This window comes from Sorangiineae bacterium MSr11367 (assembly GCA_037157805.1).
GTDB classification, from domain to species: Bacteria; Myxococcota_A; Polyangia; order Polyangiales; family Polyangiaceae; genus Pendulispora; species Pendulispora rubella.
Genome location: CP089983.1, coordinates 209,651 through 227,083, shown reverse-complemented (window position 1 = coordinate 227,083; position 17,433 = coordinate 209,651). Strand labels below are relative to the sequence as shown.

The following is a 17,433-nucleotide window of genomic DNA, read 5'->3' as shown; positions in this document are numbered from 1 at the left end:
CATTGCACATCCGCGACACCGTAGATTTGCTTGCGGGCGCGAAGCGAAACGGACGATAAAAACGAATAAAAGACTATCTCATCATATCGTTTGGCCAGGATAGACCTCGAGAAATCACGCGAGTTCCGCCGGCGGTGCGATTGGCCCGGCACGTGCTATGTTGTCGGGTGGGAGGCTTAGTCCAGGCTTCCTTCTCACGTTACCAGTTAGCCTGGACGATTACCTCCCTTCCTTATTTCGAGAGGATGCCATGGACGCGTCGCGCAAGTTGGAAGCGCTCCTCCTCACACGCCGTGGGCTCGTGTTCGCAAAGGCCACCGAGGGCTCGGTGGACGAAGCCCACGTGGATGCACTGGAGTTGGAGATAGCCCAGCTTGGGTACGTGCTTTCCACGAGCCTTCGAGCGCGCTTGGAGCATCAATCGCTCGAAGCGCTGGTACGGATTCGCGATGCCGTGCATGGCACGTTGGCGGCGGCCCTGGGGGCCGATCGAAAGCACGAACCGCTCTTTCGCCGATTTCCGCACGACGTTCCCAGCAACACGCGCGACCTTTGGCTGCGCAAGGTGCTCTCGCACTACCTCCAGGGCAACGCGCAGCCGTGCATCTTCTGCGGCTGCGTCGGTACGTGCTTCGTGCTCGAGCCCTGCCGCCATGTGGTCTGCGGCAACTGCTACGACGGCGCGAACTACTCCGCATGCCCCGTCTGCGAGCGCCATGTAAATCGCGATTCACCCTTTTTCCAACCAAGCGCGAAGCAGGCCAAGTCATTCCCTTCGAAACACGTCCGATTCAAGCGGCTCGATCTCGGCGAGGACCTCGATGCCGAGGCGCGAGCCCTCTTCGTCGGTCTCTGCAACCGCAAGCAGGCGCTGTCCCCCGACGATTCGAACGCCTTCTCGGTGTTAATCGAGACCTACCGCGAGACAGTCCTCACATGGTTGCCCGCGACCATTCCCGTCAAAGAAAATGTGGCCATGGTCTTCGGCTCGCTCCTTCGAGGTTGCGATCCGAATGCCATTTTGCCGGTCGCGGCGCGCTACATCGGCACGGCCACCGACGTACTTCGTATCCTGGTCGCCCTCTCGGGGGCAGACCTCTCGCTGCAAGGACAGCGGGTCACGAAACCGATACCGGGTTGGCCGCACCTCACGGAGGTCCTGGTGCGCCACCGCTTCAAGATGGCAAAAATGGGGCGCCCGCTCCGCCGCACGTTCCTCCGCATGCTCGAAAACTTCGACGAGGACCTTCTCGTGGAGGACATGCTGCGGCACGCAACGTATTGGGTCTGGGTCGGAGAATTCCTCCACCCTCACGAGTATGCCGATCGCTATCCACGCGTCGCCCGCGCTTTCGGCATCGTGCGAAAGAAGGGCCCGGACGGAAACGCTGCACCACCCTTTCGGAACTATTACTCCCACCTCGACGAGGCCTTTCGCGGGCGCGACTTCCCGACGCTCACGAAGCTCCTTCGCGCGCGCCCCGGGGAGCTCGCGCGGCGCTTCGATCATGCGCTCCGCATCGCCGGTGACGACGAGCAAGCCGTCCATCGACTGGTGCAAGCCTTCGCCGACGCTGCGCCGTCCTTGTCCACGCCCGTGTTGCTCACATTGCGCAACATTCTGCCGACCCGCGTGGAAAAGGCGAAGATTCGAATCTATTGGCCAAAAGACCAGGTTTCGAAGGGCGTATCCAGCGCCGATCGGCGCCCCGTGCTCACGCCCTCGGTGGTCGCGTCGGCGGTTCGAGCCATCGAGGCCGAGCTCCTGCGTCGATTCGGTACGAAGCCCGCCGTCGGTGATGCCATCGTCGACGAGGCACTGCGGCACATCCCCGTTCCGTTCAACGAGCGCACGGCGAGCCGCTCGGCGGTGTCGCTGCCGCGGGGTTCGCGCATCGATGTTCCCCGGAGGAAGATTGCGCGGCTGGCCCTGCATTGGTGCGAGCCGGAAGTCGACGGCCAGCCCACGGACGTAGACCTCTCCGTCGGCCTCTACGATGCCGACTGGAATTACGTCGGTGTCTGCTCATATTACGAGCTGACCTTCTCCGGTTCGGACGGGACCCCCATTGCCGTCAGCGCGGGAGATCTGCGGGACGCGCCGTATCCCAATGGCGCGACGGAGTTCATCGACGTTCATCGAGCCGGCGCGCTGGAAGCGGGCATTCGATACGCCGTCATGGTCGTCAACAATTATGCGGGAATGCCATTTCGCGATCTCGAACGCGGATTCGCCGCCCTCCTACATGGCGATGACGCCGAAGGGGAGCCCTTCGACGCGCAGGAGGTGGCGCTCAAGTTCGACCTTCAAGGCGACAACGGCGTCTACCTCCCGCTGGTGTTCGACCTGGAGACGAGCACGATCCATTGGCTCGATACGTACGCAAAGGGGCAATTTCAATTCAACTGCGTGGAGACGTCCAAGAAAGACATCCGGAAGATCTGCCCCGAGCTCATCACGTACTTCGAAAGCGGGGTCCGCATGTCCATGTACGAGCTGGCGCTGCTGCACGCCGCGGCCCGGGCCCAACGGGTGTTCGTTCGCGGAGAAAGCACCCGGCTCTTCATCCGGCGCCCGGACGAAAGTGCCCTCGCGTTTCTCCATCGCCTTACGGAGGGCGAGGCCCCTGCCTCGACGGATGTCGCCCTCCCCGAGGCGCCTCGGTTGGCCGTGCTCTACCGCGGAGACATCCCGCTGCCCCCGTCCACGGAGAGTTATGCCCTATTCCGCGAACTGCCGATCTGCACCTTGGCGGCGAGCGACCTCATTGCCTAACGGCACTTGACCAATCGCCCTCTGCGGCTCATATTGCGCCGACCATGCGCCGTTTCGACCTTCTCGACTCATCATCATCACGTTTGGACTCACTCGAGTCCCAGACGGATGGTTGCGTGCGAGAGGGTAAGACGGAATAGGGCGAAACGAAGCGAGTAGAAACTCGCAGCCCTGAACGAGAAAACCCCCTCCGGCAGCCGCCCGAGGGGGTTTTTCGCGTTTGTGCGCTTTCAACTTGGGTCGTGCCCGGCCCAACACCAACAGGAGAAGACCCATGGGCAAAATGCATCTCAATGTCGGTACCATCGGACACGTCGACCACGGCAAAACCACGCTCACGAGCGCCATCACCAAGGTGATGGCCGCTCTGCACGGCGGGCGTGCGCGCTCGCTCGAACAGATCGACAGCACGCCGGAAGAGCGGATGCGCGGGATCACGATCAACCTTGCGCACGTGGAGTACGAGTCGATGACGCGTCACTACGCGCACATCGACTGCCCGGGTCACGCCGACTACGTCAAAAACATGATCACCGGTGCGTCGCAGATGGATGGCGCGATCGTGCTCGTCGACGGCTCGCAAGGGGCGCAAGAGCAGACGCGCGAGCACGTTCTGCTGGCGAAACAGGTGGGCGTGAAACACGTCGTCGTGTTCGTGAACAAGACCGACATCGCGGACCCCGAGCTGCTCGAGCTCGTCGTCCTCGAGGTGCAAGATCTCCTCGCGGCCAACGGGTACGAGGGTTCGCCCGTCGTCAAAGGCTCCGCGCTCCAGGCCATTCAGGCCGTGGACGAGGGCACTGCGTTGAAAGTCGGGCCCGGCAAGCCGGGCACCTCCGGCGACCCGCGCACCATCGCCATCCGCGAGCTCGTCGAGGCCATGGACACCCATTTCCCCGATCCGCAACGCGACTATGCGGCGCCGTTTCTGCTGCCCATCGAGGACGTATTCACCATCGAGGGTCGCGGAACCGTCGTCACCGGACGCGTCGATCGCGGCGTTCTCCCCGTCGGGGCGACCGTCGAAATCATCGGGCTCACGGACGACGGAAAATCGCGCGCCGTCGTGGTCACCGGCATTCAGTCGTTCCACAAGGATCGGCCGGAGGCCCGCGCGGGCGAAAACGTCGGGCTGCTCCTTCGGGGCGTCAAGCGCGACGAAGTCGTCCGCGGCCAAGTCGTGTCCATTCCCGGCTCCATCCAGCCTCATATCGAGGGTGAGGCGGAGCTGTACATTCTCACCGCGAAGGAGGGCGGCCGGCACACCCCGTTCGGTACGGGCTATGCGCCGCAGTTCTTCTTCGGCACCACCGACGTCACCGGTACGCTCGACGTGCCCGGCGACATCGCGCAACCCGGCGACCATACGCGGGTGAATTTTCGCCTGCAGCATGCCATCGCCGTCGAGCCGGGCATGCGGTTCTCGCTCCGCGAGGGGAAGAGGACCGTCGGCGCCGGAGTCATCCTCACCGTGAGGTGAGACGCTGCTGAAAGGCCGAAAACTCGATGCCGAAGCGCGCCAGGTATTTCCGTAAACGATCCGAATCGTTCACGCTGGTGCGCTCGGCACGCGAGTAGGCGAAAAGCTCGCGCCCGGCCTCCGACAAAGAGCGCGTGCCCGCGCACACGGAGAGCACGTCTTCGAGCTGCACGCGATCGAACCGATCGATCTGCGCCGCACGCTCCGCCCCAAGGGCGCGGGCGATCAGCTCCTTTCCGTCACCGGCGGGGGCTCCATCCACGGCGCCTGCCCGCAGCCGCTCGATCTCGTCGGCCACCACGCGCTCGGTGATGCGCCCGCCATCGGCCAACGTGGCCATGCGCGTGACCGATGCATCGAAGTCGCGAAAGTTGCCCGGCCAGGTCCATTTGGAGGCAAATCGCAAGAAGCGATCGCGCGCCTCCTTGCTCATAGTGATGTTCACGCGAAAGCTGGCGGAGATCTGCTCCAGCTCGAAATCGAGATTCGGCGGAATGTCCTCGGGCCGCTCGTGCAATGCCGGCAGGCGAAAGGTCCACAAGTTGATACGAGCGAAGAGGTCATCGCGGAAATGCCCTCCTGCGATGCGCGCCCGCAAATCGCGATTCGTTCCGGTGATGAGCTGAAAGTCGCTGGTGACCTCCCGGTCCGAGCCCATCGGATAAAACACCTTTTCCTCGATGGCGCGAAGGAGCATGGCCTGTTCGTCCGCACCGAGCTCGCCCACTTCGTCCAAAAAGAGAACGCCTTGATGCGCCTTGCGCAGCAACCCGGGTCGGTTGGCGATGGCGCCGGTGAACGCGCCTTTGACATGCCCGAAGAGCGCACTCATCGCGGCGTCCCCGCGCAAGGTTGCGCAGTTCACCTCGGAGAACTCCCCGGTGACCTGCCGTCGTGCCTTCTTCAGCTCGAAGATGCGCCGCGCGAGCTTGCTCTTCCCCGCCCCCGTCGGCCCCGTGAGCAAGATGGGCGCGCGCGAGCCGATGGCCACCTGCTCGATGCGCTCGATCAAGTCGTTGAACGCGCGGTTGCGCGTCTCGATGCCCGACTTGAGGAACGACTGGCCCGAGGCCTTTTCCTTCTGAAAGCGCGACCCGAGCCGGTCGTACTTGGACAGATCGAGATCGATGATCGCATACGAGCCCGGGCTCGCGTCCTTGCCCTCCCTTCGCTTGCCGGGCGACGTTTGCAGAAGGCGCGCCGGAAAGTAACGCGACTCCGTCAAGAGAAAGAGGCATATCTGCGCCACGTGCGTGCCCGTGGTGATGTGGACCAGGTAGTCTTCCTTGTCCGTATCGAAAGGGTACGTCCGCGCGAAGTCGTGCAACGTGCCGTAGACACGCTCGAAGTCCCACGCATCCTCGAAATGGACGACGTGGCCGACCACCTTCGTCTCCGGCGACGCGTGGCGGATGTCCGTGATCACGGTATCGGCAAGCTCGGAGCTCTCCTTCCCGTAGAGGAGCTCGAGCCGATCGATGAGCAAATCCTCGTGCTGGGCGAGGGCCACCGTGGGGCGCCATCGATCCCAGCGGCCATGGCCACGACCACGGTCGAGCGTGCTGCCCAAAAGCGTGATGACGACGAGCTTTTTCGGGTCCATGGCGATTCTATCCAACCATATCATAGCTATCCCATCCGATAGCCTCCCCAAGACGATTTCGGCCGTATCTCGCTCGCCAGGGGCGGACGGTGCCCGTTCTCAGGCGGCACCAATCGTGCTTAGTCATACGGTATGACCAACGCGACGGACAACGGGCACGTGACCTTGGAAACGACCGGGGCGCCGATCAAGGCGTGGACGGTGGGGGTTCCTTTCGAGGCCGAGGCGGAAGCCCAGCTTCGACGCGTGGCGGAGCTCCCCTTCATCCACAAGTGGGTCGCCGTCATGCCGGACGTGCACGCCGGGATCGGAGCGACGGTCGGAAGCGTGATTGCGACCAAGGGCGCCATCATTCCGGCGGCGGTGGGCGTGGATATCGGCTGTGGAATGATGGCCACGCGCACGACGTTGCGCGCATCGGACCTGCCGGACAACCTGCGCGAGCTGCGCACGGCCATCGAGGCGGCGGTTCCGCACGGGCGCACCGCCAACGGCGGCCCCGGCGATCGCGGTGCGTGGGGGCATCTGCCGGCCGACGTGACCGAGGCATGGAGCGCGCTCGACGAAGGCTACAAGTGGCTCACCGACAAGTACCCCAAGTTGGACCGCGGCGCGTCGGCGAACCATCTTGGGACCTTGGGCACGGGAAATCACTTCATCGAAGTGTGCCTGGACGAGGCGGACCACGTCTGGTTCATGCTGCATTCGGGGTCGCGCGGTGTGGGAAACCGCATCGGTAGCTTCTTCATCGAGCTGGCGAAGAAGGACATGCGCACGTGGATGGTGAACCTTCCGGACGAAAACCTCGCGTACTTGCCCGAGGGTACGGAGCACTATGGCGACTACTGGAAGGCGGTAAGCTGGGCGCAGAAGTTCGCGGCGACGAACCGCGAGCTCATGATGAAGGCCGTGGTGAGCGCTGCGCGCGGGAGCCACCTGCCGCCCTTCGAGTTGACCGACGTGGCGGTGAATTGCCACCACAATTACGTGGCGCGCGAACACCATTATGGTGCCGACGTGCTGGTGACCCGAAAGGGCGCGGTGCGCGCGGCCGAGGGCGACCTCGGCATCATCCCCGGAAGCATGGGGGCGCGCTCGTTCATCGTTCGCGGCAAGGGAAACCGTGAGAGCTTTCACTCGTGCAGCCACGGTGCGGGGCGCAAAATGTCGCGCACGGCGGCGAAAAAGGCCTTCACCATCGAGGACCACGAGGAAGCAACCAAAGGCATCGAATGCCGCAAGGACGCGGACGTCATCGACGAGACGCCCGCTGCTTACAAATCGATCGACGACGTGATGCACGCCCAGAGTGAGCTCGTCGACATCGTGCATACGCTGCGACAAGTCGTATGCGTCAAGGGATAGGGACAATGCTCAGCATCGATGGATCCATGGGAGAGGGGGGCGGCCAGCTTTTGCGCTCGTCGCTCGCCCTCTCACTTCTCACGTCCACGCCTTTCCAGATGACCAAGATCCGCGCGGGGCGCGCGCGGCCGGGTCTCATGCGCCAGCACCTGGCCGCCGTGCATGCGGCCACCGAGATCGGCCGCGCGCATACCGAGGGGGCGGCGATGGGCTCGACGGAGCTCACGTTTCACCCGAATGGGATTCGCGCGGGGAATTACAACTTCGCCATCGGCGGCGCCGGCAGCACCACGCTCGTGTTTCAAACGATCCTCCTGCCGCTGCTTCTCGGTGGAACGGAGCCATCGAACCTCACCTTCGAAGGCGGCACGCACAATCCGATGGCGCCGCCGTTCGACTTCCTCGAGAAGACCTTCCTGCCCGTCCTCGTAAAAATGACCTCGGGCGCGCGTGTCGAGATTCGACTCGAGCGGCATGGGTTTTACCCGGCGGGCGGAGGCCTCTGGACGGCGACCGTGCACCCGGCGACGGAGCACTCTCGCCTGGAGCTCGTGCACCGGGGCGAGGTGCGCGCGCGCCATGCGACGGCGCTGGTTGCGCAGATTGCACCGGCCGTGGCGCTGCGTGAGCTGGACACGCTTTCGAATTTGCTCGGGTGGGACCGCAACGCGTGCAAGCCCACCATGGTGCGGCACTCGCACGGCCCCGGAAATGCGCTCCTGGCGACCATCGAAAGCGACAACGTCGTCGAGGTGATCACCGGCTTCGGCGAGCGCGGTGTACGCGCCGAAACGGTGGCCGAAGGCGTCGCCCGCGAGGTCGCGCGCTACCTGGCCGCCGACGTCCCGGTGGGCGAGCACCTCGCCGATCAGCTGCTTCTCCCGATGGCCCTGGGTGCGGGCGGCACCTTCCGCACCGTGAAGCCATCCTTGCATTGCCTCACGCAAATCGAGCTGGTCAAACTGTTCCTCGGAACCGCCATCACTACCACCGAAGAAGCGCCCGACGCGTGGCGCATCGACGTGCCGTCGAAGTGACGTATGCTCGGGGCATGTGGAAACATGGTTCGAGCGGCCACGTAGCCCCACCCGATGCCGAGACCCGTCGTGCCGCCGCGCCGGTCGTCGTTTATTCGGCCGACAAACTCCCCCGCTACGACGCGCCCTTTTACGAAGCGGCCAGGCGCAGCATGGTCAAGGAGCGCGAGCTTTTCGTTCCACCGCGGGACGCCCGAGCGTTCACCGTGCCCGCGGGTCACTTTTTTCGAATCGTGAGCGTGGAGGGGGCTCAGGTCGGCGATCTGAATCTATGGAATCGGCACGACCTTTCCGAGCGATTCTTCAGCGGAAAAACGCGCGCCTTCCACGGCACGCACGTGAGCACCGGCAGCAGGCTATGGAGCAGTCTTCCCAACCTCCGCGCCATGGCCACCGTGACGCACGATACGCTCGGCTGGTACGGCTGGGACGAGGATGGCGCAGGCGTGCACGACGTGATTGGAACGCGATGCGATCCGTATACCAATTTGCTTTTGCATGGGCTCGAGTACCACTGGTGTTGTCACTCGAACCTCACCCGAGCGCTCGCGGCCGAACTCGACATCCCGCTATCCGAAGCCGAGCCTCACGTTCATGATGTTCTAAATGTCTTCATGTGCACCGGATTCACCCGGGACACGCACCAATATTTCATGAAGGCGAGCCCCGTGCGACCGGGTGATTTCATCGAGTTCTTCGCCGAAATCGATTTGCTTGCTGCGCTATCTGCGTGCCCCGGAGGCGATTGCAGCACGGGCCATTCGAGCGACGCTGCCATATGTCACCCCTTGAAGGTGGAGATCTACCGCTGCCCGGAGGATAGCCTCGAGGGATGGCAACCGGCTATCGTCAACGGGTACTCACGCCATCATGGCGCGAGGTAATGCGCGGGGGACCGATCCGTCGCGCCACGAATGGTTCGTCGTGACGTCGCGAAAATTGAAGCAGGGGTGCGGACATGAGCTCGACCAAGAAAACCGCCGAAAGCGATGACTTCGAAGTTTACCTCGATCGCCGGCGGCGTCGGCGGAGGGCGCTGCTCGTTGCCGGCATCGCCCTGTTCGTGGGGATCGTCGCCGTTCCCTACCTGCTCATGCGCTCCCAGATCATAGTGTATGGAACATTTGAAATCTTCGTCGCTATCGACATCTTCATCGCCATAGCGCTGTGGCGAGCCTTTTTGACCCGGGTCAAAGACTCCGCTTATTAGCCAGGTCACGCTACTTGCGTCCGTCCTCTGCCAAGATGCGCTCCAAATCCGAGTACCAAACGCTTGCCATTTTCGAGTAGCCGGATTCGTTCGGGTGCAGTGTATCGGACAAATCGGCATTGCCGAGTGCGTGGTACATGTCGACGACTCGCACCTTCTTGCCCTGCGACACTTTGCTTTGCACCATGGCGGGGATCGCACTGTTGAATGCCTCGACGCGCTTGCTGATGGTGGCGTCCTTCGTTGGCACGATTTGCGCGACCACGATGGTGACCCCGGGAACGTCGGCGGCGATTTTGTCGATGAGCGTCCCCAGTCGGTCCGGTGCCGTTGCGAGCTCATAGTCTTTGGCCATGTCGTTCGTGCCTATGTGCAAAAGCACGATGTTCGGCTTGTAAGTCGCCAGCCACCCGTCGATCTTCGCGGTGAGCTGGTCGATGCGCCACCCCGAGTGTCCTTCGTGGTCCCCATCGGGAAGCTGCCCGCTTCGGAGGGAGCCAACGAAATCGAAGGAATATCCGCTCAAGCCAAGCATCCGATTCCACAATTCGGCGCGGTAGCCCGAGGCGGTGGTGGTGCGCAAACCTTCGGTGATGGAGTCGCCCAGAGGCAGGATGACCAGCCGCTGAACCTCGCGCGGCGAGTCCACCGCCGCGTCGACCGGGGGTTCGACCGCCGCGTCGACCGACGTTTCCACGACCGCCGCATCAACGGCATTTTCCGGCACCGCGTCACTCGAGGGATCACTTGAGCAGCAAACGAGCGCCCATGATGTCGCCACGAGTGCTCCAAGCGCTCCCACGAGTCCAACGATGTTGCCAAAATGCCTTTTTGCCATGATTCGCCCTCTCGATGGAATTGGCGCTTTCGCGTCTCCTCGCTCTTGCCTAGCCCATACACGGTGGGTTCCGCAAATGGCAACAGCGACGCCCACCGCTTCGATGGCGCATGTCCCCCAAGGTGCCCTCACCTACGATGGCGTGCGGATCGCCATGGATGAGGGCACGCGTGTCATACCCGTTTCCGCCATGAGACGGTGCGACGCCTAATTCGCACCATCCGAGATCCGAATATCGTCGACGTAACCTCGGAAGGCGCCCGTGCCGGTCGGCTGATCGTAGCCCAAGTGAATGCGATCGATCGTCTTGCCGGCAAGCCGCCCAAGGTTGGCGCGCACCAGATTCCACTGGTTCACCGCCAGATGGCCCCCCTCCCCCTGGAACTGCGGATGCACGCGGGTGCCCCATTGATCGAGCACGCCCGAGTCCCGAAGGTTGGACCCATCGGTCATCGCGAAATCGAGGGCCACGAAGGTGCCATTGGCCTGTTGCGGAAAGACCCAATACGAGAGCACGGTGTCCGAGCTCACGGGAACGTGCACGTCGAACACTCGGTTGTACGAATACGACGGCCCCGTGGCGCTGTTGTCGCTTCCCGAGTACATCAGGGCACTGGAGCCGCCATGGGTTAGCTCGTTGCGCGGGGATGATTCCATGCGCGTCAAATTGCAACAGGGATATCCGCCCACGTTCGAACTCGCCTCGACGGTGTCGAGCCACGTCGGTGCCGTCTGGCCCGACTCCAACCCCGTAACCAGATGCGGCCACTCGCGCCCGTCGGCCAAAATACGCTCCAAATGCGAATACCAGAGGCTCGCCATTTTCGCATAACCGGCGTCGTTCGGGTGCAGCGTATCCGCCAAATCGGCATTGCCCAGTGCGTGATACATATCGACCAGACGCACCTTTTTCCCCTGCGACACTTTGCTTTGCACGATGGAGGGGATCGCATTGTTGAAGGTCACGATGCGCCCGTTGATGGCCGCGTCCAGCGCCGGCACGATTTGGGCGACCACGATGGTGACCCCGGGAACGTCGGCAGCGATTTGGTCGATGAGCGCGCTCAATCGGTCCGGCGCCGTCGCGACGTTGTAATTCTGATTCATATCGTTCGTGCCGATGTGCAAAAGCACGATTTGCGGCTTGTAGGTCCCGAGCCACCCGTCGATGTTCGCGGCAATCTGGTCGATGCGCCAACCCGAGTGCCCTTCATTGTCGATGTCGGGAAGCTGCCCGCTTCGGTGCGAGCCGACGAAATCGATGGAATATCCGGCCAAGTCGACCATCCGCTTCCACAATTCCGCGCGGTAGCTCGAGCCGGTGCTGCTGCCCGCCCCGTCGGTGATGGAGTCGCCCAGCGGCATGATGGCCACCCCCGCAACCTCGGCCCGAGATTCGACCGACGCCGACTCACTCGGAGGATCGCTGGCGCAGCAAATGAGCACCGAGGATGCCGCCGCGAGCACTCCCAGCACGCCTGCGAATTTGACAACGTTGTCAACGTACCCTTTTGCCATGACCGTCCTCCTGCCGATGGGATCAGCGCTTTCGTTTCTCCGACAAACTCGCCACGAGCTTTTTGGGCGCCTGCGCACGATAGCTTTCGTCGATCCACTCTTTCAAAAGATCGACCGGCGGCAGCTCGCCTTCGGCAAAGGTGGCCGACACCCACCCGCTCTTCCCCAGCCCATACGCCGTGGGCTCCGCAAATGGCAATAGCAGAGCCGTTGCATGCGATTGGGGCAGCTTGCACGAAATGCGAAAAGGCTCCCCCTCCACACTGAGGAAGGCGAACGTCTTGTCCTTCACCGCCAAGTCCAAATGCCCTGGCCAAGGACTCTTCGTGTGCGCACCCGGGTAGGTCAGACCGAACGCACGGAGCTCTTTGAGAATGGCATCTGTAGGATTTTTGCGGCGCGACGGCATGCGAGTGGCCCTCCGTGCGAGGGCCACCCTAGCATCGATCAGCTCGACTTACCGCGAAGGGGCCGCGGCAAGAAGCGCTGCGGAATGACCGCGGGCAAGTGACGGATGCGCTCCCGACGCTGCTCCTCTTCCAGGTGACGCACGCGCGCTTTGAGCATGTCTTCCAAGGTAATCTCGCCCGCGATGGCGCGCGGATCTCCGTTGATGACCGGCAGGCGCGTCCTACCGGTTTCCGCCATGCGGTACACGGCCACGCGAAGTGGTTCGTTGGCGTAGGCGACGGCCGGCCGCTCGCCGGCTTGGTCGAAGGCCGCAGCTGCGCGCGCGACGACCTCCGGCTCGATGCTCATGACCTCGCGCACGAAGAGGATCTCCAGAGGATCCGTCTCGTATTCGCGACTGAGGTGGAAGCCGCGACGACTCACTTTTTCCGTCAAAATGGAGCGCTTGAGGGCCAGCACCGTGAACGCGTGCGCCATGGGCACCGCCAAGAGAAGCGGCACGACGAGGCCCCAGGCATGCGTCACTTCCAGCGCGAAGACGATGCCCGTGAAGGGCGAGCGCATGGTACCGCCGAGGATCGCGGCCATGCTCACGAGCGGCCAGAACCCCGGGCCCATGTTGGGCAGCACGTGCGCTTCGAGTCCCCCGAGCGAGGCGCCCATGATGAGAAGCGGCGCGAGCACACCGCCGGAGGTGCCCGACCCCAGCGAGATCATCCAGATGGCCGACTTGACCACCATGAGCAGGAGAAGGGCGCGCCCGATGAGTTCACCGCGAAGAAGCGACTCGATGGTCTCGTAGCCCACGCCGAGCGCGCGCGGTTCGAAGAGGCCGCCGATGCCGATGGCCAATCCACCGAGCGCGGGCCACCACATCCAATGAATGGGAAGCTTCAAGAACAAGTCTTCGAAGAGATAAACGCCTTTGGTCAGGAGCCCGGACATGGCCCCGGCCGCGATGCCGCAGACCGCGCAGGCGAAAACCAGCGCCCACGTCGGATGGGGCGTCGCCGCCACCGAGGGCGCGATGGGGAACAGCGGCCCGGTGCCGAGCAGGTACGGGCGGACGCTGGCCGCGACCACGGAGGCCACGCTCACCGGGATCATGCTGCGGGGCTTCCATTCGAACAAGAGAAGCTCCACCGCGAGAAACGACGCGGCGAGTGGGGAATCGAACGTAGCGCTCATGCCTGCGGCCGCGCCGGCGACCAGCAGTGTTTTTCGCTCGGCGCTGCTTAGTTCGAAGAACTGCGCCACCAGCGAACCGAACGCGCCGCCGGTCATGATGATCGGCCCCTCGGCGCCGAACGGACCTCCCGAACCAATCGAGATGGCCGACGACAGCGGCTTGAGAAGCGCCACACGCGCCTGCACGCGGCTGCCGCGCAGGAGAATGGCCTCGATGGCCTCGGGGATGCCGTGCCCGCGGATCTTCTCCGAGCCGTAGCGGGCCATGAAGCCGATGATCAGCGCGCCTACGATGGGCACGAGAACCACCGCGTACCCGAGGTGATGCTCCGACGGGCTCACGCTCTGGATGCTGAAACGCTGGAAGAAAAAGAGGTTCGTGAAGAACGCGATGGCCGCGAGCAACGCGCGGGCGACGAACGCGGCGAGCACGCCGATGGCCGCCGCGAGCAGGGTGAGCGGAACGACGCGGGTGGTGGTGGTGAAGTCCCCCAACTCTTCGGGGGTGGCAGTCGACGGATCGGAACTCACGACAAAGACTCCTCTGGAGGCGGTGCCTCCTCCGGGTGAACGAGCGCGGAGAGCGCGTCGAGCAAGACGGGCGCGAAGGAACGAAGCTCGGTGCGATGTGCGAGGGCCAGCTTCTCGAGAAGGCGCCGGCCACGCGGCGTGAGATCGAGAAGGACCTCGCGGCGATCGCGCTCGCCGGGCTTCTTCTTCACCAGGCCCTTTTCGACACCGCGGTTCACCAGTTCGACGGCGCTATGGTGTTGGATCTGCAGGCGCTCCGCGATGCGACCCACGGTGGGCGCGCCATCCTCGGGAAGGCCGCGGATGGCGAGCAGAAGCTGATGTTGCTGCGGCTCGATCCCCACGGACCGTGCACTGGCCTCGCTGAAGTTGAGGAAACGCCGGATGCGGTAACGCATTTCCGCCAGGGCTCGGTATTCGGCATCGGAAACGGTGGGGGGCACGCGGGATATATATCGTGTCACGATATATTCGCAAGGCGTGCTTTCTCGTGCCGAACGCAGGCGTCTCGCGCCCAGCGGCGATGTGGTGTAGAAACTTTCGCGTGGCGTACGAGATGCTCGTGCTGGGCGCGTTGGACGTTCGGGAGCTGTACGACTGGGACACGGCCATCGCGTCACAGCGACGAGCCTTTGCGGAGCTCGGTGGCGATGGCGCGCGCCTGCCGGAGAAGATCATCGTCCCCGCGGGGGACGACATGGCCATCTGCATGGCCGCACGCATGTCGAACGACACCGGCCCGGTGAGCAAGTTCATCAGCGTTCACATGGGGAATCCGCGACGCGGGCTGCCCAGCGTGCAATCCGTGGTGACGGCCCTCGATCCCACCGACGGGCGGCCGGTGGCCATCCTCGATGGCAACGAGATCACGACCCGGCGAACCGCCGCGGCCAGCGCCCTCGCCGTCTCGTTGCTCGGGCGGCGCGAAAACCACGGCGCACTGGCCATCATCGGGAGCGGGGTTCAGGGTATTGCGCACATCCAAGCCATCGCCCGCGTCCAGCGTTTTGCCGAAATCCGACTCTGGAGCCCGACCCGGGCCAAATGCGAACAGGCCGCCCAGTCCTTGCAGACCGAGGATGGCCTCGACATCGTCCTCTCCGACAGCGCGGAGGCGGCGGTGAAGGGTGCCTCGGTCATCGTGGCCTGTACCAGCAGTGCGCAGCCGGTGGTGCACGGGGCGTGGCTCTCGCCGGGAAGCACCGTTCTCTCGGTGGGCTCGTTCACGCCGGAGCGGTGCGAGATCGACGAGGCCGCCGTGCAGCGCTCGGACGTGCTCGTCGTCGACCACGTCCCGACGGAGGTGACGCACGGTGGCCCCATCGTGAAGGCGCTCGCGCGCGGCTATCGCAAGGTCGAAGACCTCGTGCCGCTCGCGGACATCGTGTTGGGTCGGCATCCGGGGCGGCGCAGCCCGGACGAAATCATCGTGTACAACAGCGTGGGCATCGGCGTGCAAGACGCCGCCGCGGCCTGGACGATCATCGAACGGGCGCGAGCCTCGGGGCGAGGAAAAAGGATCGAACTATGACGGAACTACCTTCGCGGGCGGAGATCGTGATCGTCGGCGGCGGCGTAATGGGCACGAGCATCGCCTTTCATCTGGCCGAGGCGGGCGTGAAGAACATCGTGCTGCTCGAGCAGAACGAGCTTGGCTCGGGGTCGACCTGCAAGGCCGCCGGCGGCGTGCGTGCGCAGTTCTCCGACGCGGTGAACATCCAGCTCGGGCTGCGAAGCCTGGAGGCGTTCGCGCGTTTTCCCGAGCGGCCCGGCCAGGACATCGACTTTCGCAAAGTCGGGTATCTCTTTTTGCTTTCGCGCAAAGAAGATGTCCGCGCCTTCGAGCAGAGCATCGCGCTGCAAAATTCGCTGGGCGTGCCCAGCCGGCTCATCGATCCGGCGGAGGCCAAGCGAATCAGCCCGCTCATCGAGACGGACGACGTCATCGCGGCCGCATGGGGCCCGGACGATGGGCTCGCGACGCCGGAGGCCGTGGTGTACGGCTACGCGAAGGGCGCCCGCCAGCTCGGCGTTCACATCGCCACGCAGTGTACGGTGACGGGCATCGAGCGCGCCGGCGACCGCATCCGCGCCGTGCGCACCTCGCACGGAACCATCGAAACGGACACGGTGATCTGCACCGCCGGTGCGTGGTCGCGGGCCATCGGCGAGATGGCCGGTGTCGATTTGCCGGTCACGCCCTACCGTCGGCAAGTGCTCTTCACGGAGGCGATGCCCAACCTTCCGCCGATGCCCATGACCATCGACTTCGCGAGCACCTTCTACTTCCACGCCGAGGGCCGCGGGCTTCTGGTGGGCATGTCCTACCAGGAGGAACCGCCCGGATTCAATCTGGAGCGCAACGACGCCTGGGTTCCCACCTTGCTCGCCGCCGCCGAAAAGCGCGCCCCCGCCATCGGACAAGCCGGCATCGCCAGCGGGTGGGCGGGCTTGTACGAGATCAGCCCGGATCACAATGCGCTCATCGGCGAGGCCCGCTCCGTCTCGCGCTTTCTCTACGCCACCGGCTTCTCCGGACACGGCTTTTTGCAAGGCCCCGCGGTGGGGGAAACCATTCGCGATCTGTACCTTGGCCGCACCCCCGCGGTGGACGTCTCCGGCATGACCGCCGACCGATTCGCCGCCGGCGCCGCCCGCCCCGAACGGAACATCGTATGACCACCGACGTCCCCCTCATCGAAATCGAGAACGCCGAAGTTTACCGCGGCGACACCCGCGTGTTCGAAGATCTGTCCCTGCGCATCGCCCAGGGCCGGCACACGGCCATCCTCGGCCCCAACGGCGCGGGGAAATCCACCTTGCTGCGCCTGCTCTCGCGCGAGATTTACCCGGTTCATCGCGAGGGTTCCTCGGTGCGCATTCTGGGGCACGATCGGTGGGACGTCTTCGAACTGCGCCGCCAACTCGGCCTCGTCTCGCACGAGCTACAGATGCAGTACACACGCAGCGTGCGCGGGCTGGACGTGGTGCTCTCGGGATTCTTCTCGAGCGTGGGCATTGGATACCACTCCCATTTGAACCCCACGGCCGAACAGCGTGCCCGGGCTCGGTCGGTGTTGGAGCAACTGGGCGCCACCGCACTCGCGCAAAAGGCCATTGGCGAAATGTCCTCCGGCGAGCAGCGCCGCTGCCTTTTGGGCCGTGCGCTGGTGCACGATCCGGCGTGCCTCGTGCTCGACGAGCCGACCGCGAGCCTCGATTTGAAGGCCAAGTTCGAGCTCATTGCCGCGATCCGCCAACTGGTTCACCAGGGCCGAACCTTGGTCCTGGTGACCCATCACGTCGACGAGATCCCCCCCGAGGTGGAGCGCGTGGTCCTCTTGCGCAGCGGCCGCGTGGTGGCCGATGGCAAGAAAGAAGACATCTTGACCAGCGAGCGCCTCTCGGCCCTTTTCGAGACGAAGATGCACCTCGCCGAGCAGCGCGGGTTCTTCTACGCGATTCCGGATTGAGCC

15 protein-coding genes are annotated in these 17,433 nt (G+C 64.1%); 9 read left to right on the top strand and 6 right to left on the bottom strand.

The window, feature by feature from the left end:
- Positions 1-250: 250 nt before the first annotated feature.
- On the top strand, positions 251-2,776 hold the full coding sequence (locus LVJ94_00945; GenBank protein ID WXB05829.1) for a hypothetical protein: 2,526 nt from the start codon (positions 251-253) through the stop codon (positions 2,774-2,776).
- Positions 2,777-3,050: 274 nt separating this feature from the next.
- The gene (locus LVJ94_00940; GenBank protein WXB05828.1) at positions 3,051-4,256 is read left to right on the top strand and encodes an elongation factor Tu; all 1,206 of its coding nucleotides are present in this window, start codon (positions 3,051-3,053) and stop codon (positions 4,254-4,256) included.
- Here LVJ94_00940 and rtcR read toward each other — a convergent pair.
- The gene (gene rtcR / locus LVJ94_00935; GenBank protein ID WXB05827.1) at positions 4,243-5,859 is read right to left on the bottom strand and encodes an RNA repair transcriptional activator RtcR; all 1,617 of its coding nucleotides are present in this window, start codon (positions 5,857-5,859) and stop codon (positions 4,243-4,245) included. The genes LVJ94_00940 and rtcR overlap by 14 nt on opposite strands.
- Positions 5,860-5,991: 132 nt before the next feature.
- On the opposite strand from rtcR, the gene LVJ94_00930 reads away from it, so the two are divergent.
- From LVJ94_00930 to LVJ94_00915, 4 genes are all read left to right on the top strand, one after another.
- Entirely contained in the window at positions 5,992-7,224 is a 1,233-nt protein-coding gene (locus LVJ94_00930; protein ID WXB05826.1) for an RtcB family protein, read from the top strand.
- A gap of 5 nt (positions 7,225-7,229) precedes the next feature.
- Positions 7,230-8,261 (top strand): RNA 3'-terminal phosphate cyclase, encoded by a 1,032-nt coding sequence (gene rtcA / locus LVJ94_00925; protein ID WXB05825.1) that lies wholly within the window; start codon positions 7,230-7,232, stop codon positions 8,259-8,261.
- Between the two features lie 14 nt (positions 8,262-8,275).
- Complete coding sequence (locus LVJ94_00920; GenBank protein WXB05824.1) at positions 8,276-9,145, top strand: DUF1989 domain-containing protein; 870 nt, start codon at positions 8,276-8,278, stop codon at positions 9,143-9,145.
- A gap of 74 nt (positions 9,146-9,219) precedes the next feature.
- Positions 9,220-9,471 carry a hypothetical protein gene (locus LVJ94_00915; GenBank protein ID WXB05823.1) on the top strand — a complete coding sequence of 84 codons (252 nt, stop codon included), beginning with the start codon at positions 9,220-9,222 and terminating at the stop codon, positions 9,469-9,471.
- Between the two features lie 10 nt (positions 9,472-9,481).
- Here the strand turns inward: LVJ94_00915 and LVJ94_00910 are convergent, their stop codons facing one another.
- The 5 genes from LVJ94_00910 to LVJ94_00890 form a co-directional block, all read right to left on the bottom strand.
- Complete coding sequence (locus LVJ94_00910) at positions 9,482-10,309, bottom strand: SGNH/GDSL hydrolase family protein (GenBank protein WXB05822.1); 828 nt, start codon at positions 10,307-10,309, stop codon at positions 9,482-9,484.
- Between the two features lie 207 nt (positions 10,310-10,516).
- The gene (locus LVJ94_00905; protein ID WXB05821.1) at positions 10,517-11,827 is read right to left on the bottom strand and encodes an SGNH/GDSL hydrolase family protein; all 1,311 of its coding nucleotides are present in this window, start codon (positions 11,825-11,827) and stop codon (positions 10,517-10,519) included.
- A gap of 22 nt (positions 11,828-11,849) precedes the next feature.
- On the bottom strand, positions 11,850-12,236 hold the full coding sequence (locus LVJ94_00900; protein ID WXB05820.1) for an MmcQ/YjbR family DNA-binding protein: 387 nt from the start codon (positions 12,234-12,236) through the stop codon (positions 11,850-11,852).
- A gap of 38 nt (positions 12,237-12,274) precedes the next feature.
- Positions 12,275-13,957: a chloride channel protein gene (locus tag LVJ94_00895; GenBank protein ID WXB05819.1), complete on the bottom strand. Its 1,683-nt coding sequence runs from the start codon at positions 13,955-13,957 to the stop codon at positions 12,275-12,277.
- Complete coding sequence (locus LVJ94_00890) at positions 13,954-14,400, bottom strand: MarR family transcriptional regulator (GenBank protein WXB05818.1); 447 nt, start codon at positions 14,398-14,400, stop codon at positions 13,954-13,956. Before LVJ94_00890 ends, LVJ94_00895 begins: the two co-directional genes overlap by 4 nt.
- A gap of 101 nt (positions 14,401-14,501) precedes the next feature.
- On the opposite strand from LVJ94_00890, the gene LVJ94_00885 reads away from it, so the two are divergent.
- The 3 genes from LVJ94_00885 to LVJ94_00875 are packed head-to-tail and all read left to right on the top strand — an operon-like array spanning position 14,502 to position 17,430.
- Positions 14,502-15,488, top strand: coding sequence for an ornithine cyclodeaminase family protein (locus LVJ94_00885; protein WXB05817.1), 987 nt, complete (start codon positions 14,502-14,504; stop codon positions 15,486-15,488).
- The gene (locus LVJ94_00880; GenBank protein WXB05816.1) at positions 15,485-16,636 is read left to right on the top strand and encodes an FAD-binding oxidoreductase; all 1,152 of its coding nucleotides are present in this window, start codon (positions 15,485-15,487) and stop codon (positions 16,634-16,636) included. The genes LVJ94_00885 and LVJ94_00880 overlap by 4 nt, the downstream gene beginning before the upstream one ends.
- Positions 16,633-17,430, top strand: a complete 798-nt coding sequence (locus LVJ94_00875) for an ATP-binding cassette domain-containing protein (protein WXB05815.1) — start codon at positions 16,633-16,635, stop codon at positions 17,428-17,430. Before LVJ94_00880 ends, LVJ94_00875 begins: the two co-directional genes overlap by 4 nt.
- The last annotated feature ends 3 nt before the right edge of the window (positions 17,431-17,433 follow it).